This is a genomic window from Vibrio sp. 10N.261.52.A1 (assembly GCF_002876325.1).
GTDB classification, from domain to species: domain Bacteria; phylum Pseudomonadota; class Gammaproteobacteria; order Enterobacterales; family Vibrionaceae; genus Vibrio; species Vibrio chagasii.
The window spans coordinates 1-6,712 of the sequence record NZ_MCYD01000522.1 but is presented as its reverse complement, the minus strand read 5'-3'; the positions used below and the strand labels follow the sequence as shown (position 1 = coordinate 6,712).

Annotated in this window: 4 protein-coding genes; 1 reads left to right on the top strand and 3 read right to left on the bottom strand. The window is 44.9% G+C overall.

What is annotated here, in order from left to right:
• Nucleotides 1-357: 357 nt before the first annotated feature.
• The gene (locus BCT81_RS07025) at nt 358-1,173 is read left to right on the top strand and encodes a phosphate ABC transporter substrate-binding protein (protein WP_102423661.1); all 816 of its coding nucleotides are present in this window, start codon (nt 358-360) and stop codon (nt 1,171-1,173) included.
• 91 nt (nt 1,174-1,264) lie between these two features.
• Here BCT81_RS07025 and BCT81_RS07020 read toward each other — a convergent pair whose 3' ends face one another.
• From BCT81_RS07020 to BCT81_RS07010, 3 genes are all read right to left on the bottom strand, one after another.
• Nucleotides 1,265-1,942: a MaoC family dehydratase gene (locus BCT81_RS07020; RefSeq protein ID WP_102423660.1), complete on the bottom strand. Its 678-nt coding sequence runs from the start codon at nt 1,940-1,942 to the stop codon at nt 1,265-1,267.
• 320 nt (nt 1,943-2,262) lie between these two features.
• Nucleotides 2,263-5,415, bottom strand: coding sequence for an efflux RND transporter permease subunit (locus tag BCT81_RS07015; protein ID WP_102423659.1), 3,153 nt, complete (start codon nt 5,413-5,415; stop codon nt 2,263-2,265).
• A gap of 11 nt (nt 5,416-5,426) precedes the next feature.
• On the bottom strand, nt 5,427-6,566 hold the full coding sequence (locus BCT81_RS07010; RefSeq protein ID WP_102423658.1) for an efflux RND transporter periplasmic adaptor subunit: 1,140 nt from the start codon (nt 6,564-6,566) through the stop codon (nt 5,427-5,429).
• Nucleotides 6,567-6,712: the final 146 nt, after the last annotated feature.

Sequence of the window (6,712 nt, the reverse complement as noted above, 5' to 3'; positions counted from 1 at the left end):
CTACATTTGCCTAACTCAACAGGTAAACTGCTATTACGGGAAGTACAGAGCTTTTCAGCCCCAACGAGAAGACGATTAAGTTCTATATGAATGACGGACATAACACTCCTTGTAACTTCATAGAAATTCTCAAAGTTGAAATCCCTTTTGAAAGTTTAGGACTCAACTGAAATTTTAGCGAACCCTCCCAAACAAAATCCCGACCGCGCTCCCATAAACCAATCATACTCACTAGCGCTGTCTCAAACCAAACATTCATTAGCCCTTTTCACCATAAAGCAAGCATATGGAATTTCACAAAAGTGTCATATAACCCACCTATGATATGCGACAAATGTTATTAACTAGGAGTTGTTTATGTTACGAGTCGCGCTTGCCTCTCTTTTATCCTTAGCCCTGTCTTCTCATGCTGCTTTAGCGCAAGAAACCAATATTTCGGGCTCCACTTCTGTTTCTCGAGTGATGGACGTATTAGCAGAGGAGTACAACAAGACTCACCCTGAGAACTATATCGCGGTTCAGGGCATCGGCTCGACAGCGGGTATTACCTTGGTTAATAAAGGTGTGGCTGATATCGGTATGAGCTCACGTTACTTAACTGATCAAGAGCAGAGCGACAAACTCAAAGTATTCCCAATTGCTTTTGACGGTTTAGCTGTTGTAACTAACCGCTCAAATAACGTGAATAACGTTTCTCGCGAACAACTGTTTGATATCTACAAAGGTAAAATCACCAACTGGAAACAAGTGGGTGGTGCCGATCAACCTATCGCGGTGGTAACTCGTGAAGCGTCTTCAGGTTCACGCTACAGCTTCGAAAGTTTGCTTGGTTTAACGAAGATCATTAACGACCGTTTAGTGTCTGACATCAACCCAAATAACTTGGTGGTTAACAGCAACAGTATGGTTAAAACCATCGTGAACCACAACCCGCACGCGATTGGCTTTATCTCTGTTGGCTCAATTGATCGTTCAATCAAGGCCATCACTTTTGAAGGTGTAGAACCGACATCTAAGAACATCGCTAACCATAGCTATGAGCTGGCTCGCCCATTCTTGTTGCTGCACAAGAAGGATTCAGTTTCTGAAGAGAGCAAAGACTTCATCAAGTTCGTGAAATCCAAACAAGGCCAAGACCTGATTGAAGAATACGGCTACACTCGCATCAAATAAGTGAGTAAGTTTTATCTTATGAAAACAAAAAGAGAGAGCATCACGCTCTCTCTTTTTTTGAATCTTTATAAATCGCTTACTTTCAAACCACTTAGAAGTGAAGTTGAATCACTGAAACGATAACCGCGCCAGGGCGACGAACACCTTCGATTTCTACGCGGATCTCGCGTTCGATCTCTAGACCTTTCTTAATTGGTGTTACTTTCGTTAACGTACTTTTCGCACGAACGTTGCTGCCCGATTTTACAGGGTATGGGAAACGAACTTGGTTAAGACCAATGTTCACAACCATTTTAGCTGTTGGGAATTGAGACTTGTCAGGATCAACGCTGTCAGTCAAACGAGGAAGCAAAGACAAAGTTAGGAAACCATGCGCAATCGTCGTTTTGAACGGAGAATCAGTTTCTGCTTTCTCAGGCTCTGTATGGATCCACTGCATATCTTCAGTCACAAGACCGAATTGGTTGATACGATCTTGGCTTACATTGATCCAGTCACCAGTATGAATAACTTCACCAATCTTCTCGTTCAGCTCATCAAACACAAGTTGTGCTTCTGGTTTTAGTACGATTGGTTGCTCTACTGGCACATCTTCGTTTACCGCAGGTTTGTGGTGATCACGAACCCATGCAAAGAAGTGGCTGTTTTGTGTGCGGTTCAGAAAGTCGCCCCAGTAATCTCTAAGAGCTGGAGACATCCATTGCATAAACTCTGAGTGTTGCGATGACAAGCTGTCGCCTCGGTGTTTAAGTAAATCAATGACCTTCATAAGAACCTCAATGCACAAAAAATTTCAATATAACTTCGTAATTTTGAAACAGTTCACACTATTGTGCAAATAGTTTCGAGCATACAAGCGTTAGCTGAACACCTGTATTTCATTATTAAACAGCAACTTACCAATAAAACATCATTTTATTAGAAAACACAAAATAGAGTGTTAGCTCTATCACATAATAAAGATTTGATTATATAAAAAGCATTTTTATTACTCTGACGCATAGAAAAAGGCTTAGCACACTGCTAAGCCTCAGTTTTTACGAGGATTTAGTCTTTACAAAAAATCCGCTTTATGAAAAGTGACTTCTTCTACTCATCATCAAGTGGCACTAATTTAGTATTACCACCGTGTGCTTTTTCACGTTTACGCTGCACAAATGCATAGAAGCCTGGGATTAGGAAAGTACCCGCCAACAACACACATAGCAGGCCACCGATCAATGAAATACCCAGAGAGTTCTGACTCACGTGACCAGCACCGGCTGCAAAGATCAGTGGGAAGATACCCAAGATAAACGACCAAGACGTCATGTTTACAGCTCGGAAACGTAGAGTACCGCCCTTCACTGCCGCATCGACGATCGGTGCGTCTTTCTCCTCACGCTCGACCTTCGCGAATTCCACAATCAAAATTGCGTTCTTCGCGGCCAAGGCTATCAAGAGAACCAAACCAATCTGTGCGTAAAGGTTCAACGGTGTGCCTGTTAGGTTCAACGCCAAGAAAGAACCTAAGGTTGCCACAGGTACAACTAAGATAATCGCAATAGGTATTGTCCAGCTCTCGTATTGAGCCACCATGAACAAGTAGATGAAGATCAGCGCCAATGCAAACGCGAAGATCGCTTGGTTGCCTGCTAATACTTCTTGGTAAGCCATACCTGTCCATTCGTACTGGTAACCTTGTGGCAGAACTTCTGCCGCTACACGTTCCATCGCCGCAATCGCATCACCACTTGAGTAACCCGGTGCTGGCTGGCCTTGGATTACTGCACTGCGGTACATGTTGTAACGCCATGCTACATCGGGTTCAAAGATCTGATCGTAAGTCACAAGCGTACTTAGCGGGATCATCTCACCAGCAGAAGAGCGTACGTGGAATCGTTGTAGGTCATCCATGCTGCTACGGTGGTCACTGTCTGCTTGCATGGTTACACGGAAGTTCTTACCAAACATGGTGAAGTCGTTCACGTACAACGAGCCAAGATTACCTTGCAGTGTTTGGAAGATTTCCGACAACGGAATACCTAGCTGCTGCGCTTTCTCACGGTCAATATCGACATAGTAGTGAGGTACGTTGGCGCGGAAAGTACTGAATGTATGTGAAATCTCAGGCTGCTTGGTCGCCTCAGTAATCACGTCATTCATCACCATCGCTAGGTCAGTACGGCTACGGCCTAAAGTGTCTTCTAGGACAAATTCAAAACCAGACGCTGCACCCATACCTGGTACCGCTGGCGGTCCCATTGCAAATACAATCGCGTGAGGAAGTTCAGTCGCAGCCCGTCCATTAATACGCTGTGAGATAGCCTGTGCTGAATGTTGACCATCCAGTGCGTTACGCATGTTCCAATCGTGAAGCTTGATGAACATCGACGCACCATTCGACGCAGAAGCGCCTGTCATGAATGCGTAGCCGTTAACCAGTGTCACACCGTCGACACCCGGCTCCTGTTCAACCATTTCAAGTAGCTGCTTAGTCACCTCTTCTGTACGAGATAAAGATGCCGCGTCAGGAAGCTGAACGTTAACCAGCAAAATACCTTTATCTTCTTGAGGTACGAACGCCGTAGACGTTGTCTTCGCAAAGTAAGTCACAGCCGCCAAAGCTACGAAGAAGAAAGTGAACAGCAGAACGCCTTTCTTAACTAAGAAGCCTGCTACTTGACCGTATTTGTTAGTAACAGATTCTAGACCACGGTTAAAGGCTTGGTACCAACGAGCCGTGTTACCACCACCCTGCTTAAGAACCAGTGAACACAATGCAGGTGATAGCGTTAATGCGTTAATTGAAGAGATAACAACCGCGATACAGATAGTCAGAGCGAACTGACGATACATGATGCCAGTAATACCCGGAAGCATTGCAACAGGGATGAATACCGCAAGTAGTACCAAGGTTGAAGTAATGATCGGACCCGTTACTTCTTTCATCGCGATCAGCGTAGCTTTACGTGGAGAAATGGTTGGGTCTTTAGCCATCGTGGTATCAACGTTCTCGATAACCAAGATTGCATCATCAACTACGATACCAATCGCCAATATCAAACCAAACAGGGTTACAGTATTAATGGTAAAGCCCGTCATCTGCATGATGGCAAACGTACCGATCAAAGATACAGGGATCGCAACAACCGGAATCAAGGTTGCACGCGCACTACCTAAGAACAGGTAGGTTACTGCAATTACCAGCAAAATAGCTTCGATTAGAGTTTTTACTACGCCTTTGATCGACTTAGCAACGAAAACAGTGGTGTCGTAACTCGCTTCATAAGCCACACCTTCTGGGAAGTTCTTGCTTAGGTTCTCTAGCATCGCCATCACCGCTTTACCACTTTCCAGAGCATTAGCGTCTGACTGAAGTGACAGCGTTACGATTGAAGCGTCTTGACCACGGTATTTACCATTGCCATCGTAGAACTTTTTACCAAGCTCAACACGTGCAATGTCTTTTAAGTAAACCGTTGAGCCATCTTGAGTGGCGCGAAGTACAACGTTCTCGAACTCATCCGCCGTTTCCAGTCGGCCTTTTGTTACCAAGTTGAATTGTACTTCTTGTGCGTTGTTATAAGGTGCAGCACCAATACGACCAGCAGCAACCTGAACATTCTGTTCCGCCAAAGCACGGTTCACATCAGAAGTGGTGATATTGAGGTTAGCCATTTTCTCAGGGTCTAACCAAACACGCATCGCGTACTCACCACCACCCAACACGTTAACTTCACTGATGCCCTTCACACGAGCCAGTTGGTCTTTAATGTTTAGGTTAACGTAGTTGATCAGGAATTGGTCATCGTACTCACCATTTGGCGAGTAAAAGTTCAATACCATCAAAAGGTCTGGCGAACGCTTTTTAACAGTGACACCCACCATTCGAACTTCTTGTGGAAGCTTCGATTCGATTTGAGCAACTCGGTTCTGAACGTTGACCTGAGCCATATCTGGGTCAGTACCAACATCAAAAGTCACGTTAAGGTTGTATGAACCATCGTTAGCACTCTTTGAAGACATGTAGATCATATCTTCAACGCCGTTCACCGACGTTTCTATGGGGTCGGCTATCGCCTGTTCCACTACTTCTGCACTTGCACCTGTGTAAAAAGCAGACACACTTACCGAAGGTGGGCTAATTTTTGGGTATTCCGCCACAGGCAAGATAGCGAGAGAGATCGCACCTGCCAGCGTTAATATTATGGATATAACAAGGGCAAACTTAGGCCTTTGAATAAAGAAACGACTTAACATATCTACGCCCCTTACTCTGATTGCTCAGTCGCAGAAGGTTGAATGCGAACAGACATACCGTTACGAACACGCTGAAGGCCTTGAGTAATAACGGCATCGTCTTTCTCTAGACCAGAGTGGACAATCACACCCCCTTCAACCTGTCGGCCCATCTCAATGTTTCTACGCTCTGCAACAGGAGCAGCTTCACCTTCAACTAGCACCATAACAAAGTCGCCTTCAAGGTCGGTTTGAACCGCGCGGCGAGGAATGGTTACAACATCAATAGATTGCTTCTCACGCAGCTCAACACGAACGTGCTGACCAGGAAGAAGTTGCTGGTCTGGGTTATCGGCAATCGCGCGCATCGCGATCGTACCAGTGTTTAGGTTGATACGGTTACCCAAGAAATCGAGCTGACCTAGGTGTTCGAATGCTTCGCCATTTTCAAGCATGATTTGCACCTCAACACGATCAGAATCGCTGCTGCCATCTCCTTCAATACGGTCCATACCTAACTCGATACGCTCTCGCTCACTGATGCTGAACGATGCATGGATTGGGTCTAAGCTAACTAAAGTCGTTAATACGCCAGAAGATGGAGAAACCAGATCACCCGTGCTCACTTTGGTATCGCTAATACGTCCAGAGAAAGGCGCAACAATCTTAGTATGAGAAAGCTGAACGTTAGCGGCATTTAGCTGAGCTTGACCAGCTTCAAGCTGTGCTTGAGAGCCTAATAGGTTTGCCGTCAATGCATCGAATTCCGATTGAGAAATACTGCCTTTAGGAAGTAGGTTCTTACCACGGTTGAAATCTAGTTCAGCCTTTTTAAGATTGGCGTTAGCTTGAGCAACAGCCGCTTTAGCACTTGCGACTTCAGCTTCAAATGATGAAGGCTCTATCGAGTAAAGCAGCTGCCCTTTTTCGACCATTTGGCCTTCTTTGAAATGACGGCTTTGAAGATAGCCAGAAACCTGCGCGGTAATTGCCGTATCTTCAACCGCTTCAATACGGCCGATGTACGACTTACTTTGCTGATGAGAAATCACGCTAACATCCTGTACAGCTACGAGAGGTAATGGCGCTTGCTTGGCATTTTGAGCATCTTGCCCACATCCAGCAAGAATAAGAGAGCTTGCAAGAGCCGTAAGGATTAACTTTTTACGCATGGTTATACCGTCACTTATGAGAAATTGAACAGCATAAAAGTTACGTAACACAATTGCTTCAAATGTCCGAGGAATATCAATTATAACTCGCAAAAGTGTTTCAACTTGTAAATTGAAATTGGATATATATCAACCCTTTACAAAGC

Bases quoted from the DNA above. Each gene is read 5' to 3' on its own strand.
- BCT81_RS07015 (WP_102423659.1), bottom strand. From the start codon at position 5,415: ATGTTAAGTCGTTTCTTTATTCAAAGGCCTAAGTTTGCCCTTGTTATA.
- BCT81_RS07025 (WP_102423661.1), top strand. From the start codon at position 358: ATGTTACGAGTCGCGCTTGCCTCTCTTTTATCCTTAGCCCTGTCTTCT.
- BCT81_RS07020 (WP_102423660.1), bottom strand. From the start codon at position 1,942: ATGAAGGTCATTGATTTACTTAAACACCGAGGCGACAGCTTGTCATCG.
- BCT81_RS07010 (WP_102423658.1), bottom strand. From the start codon at position 6,566: ATGCGTAAAAAGTTAATCCTTACGGCTCTTGCAAGCTCTCTTATTCTT.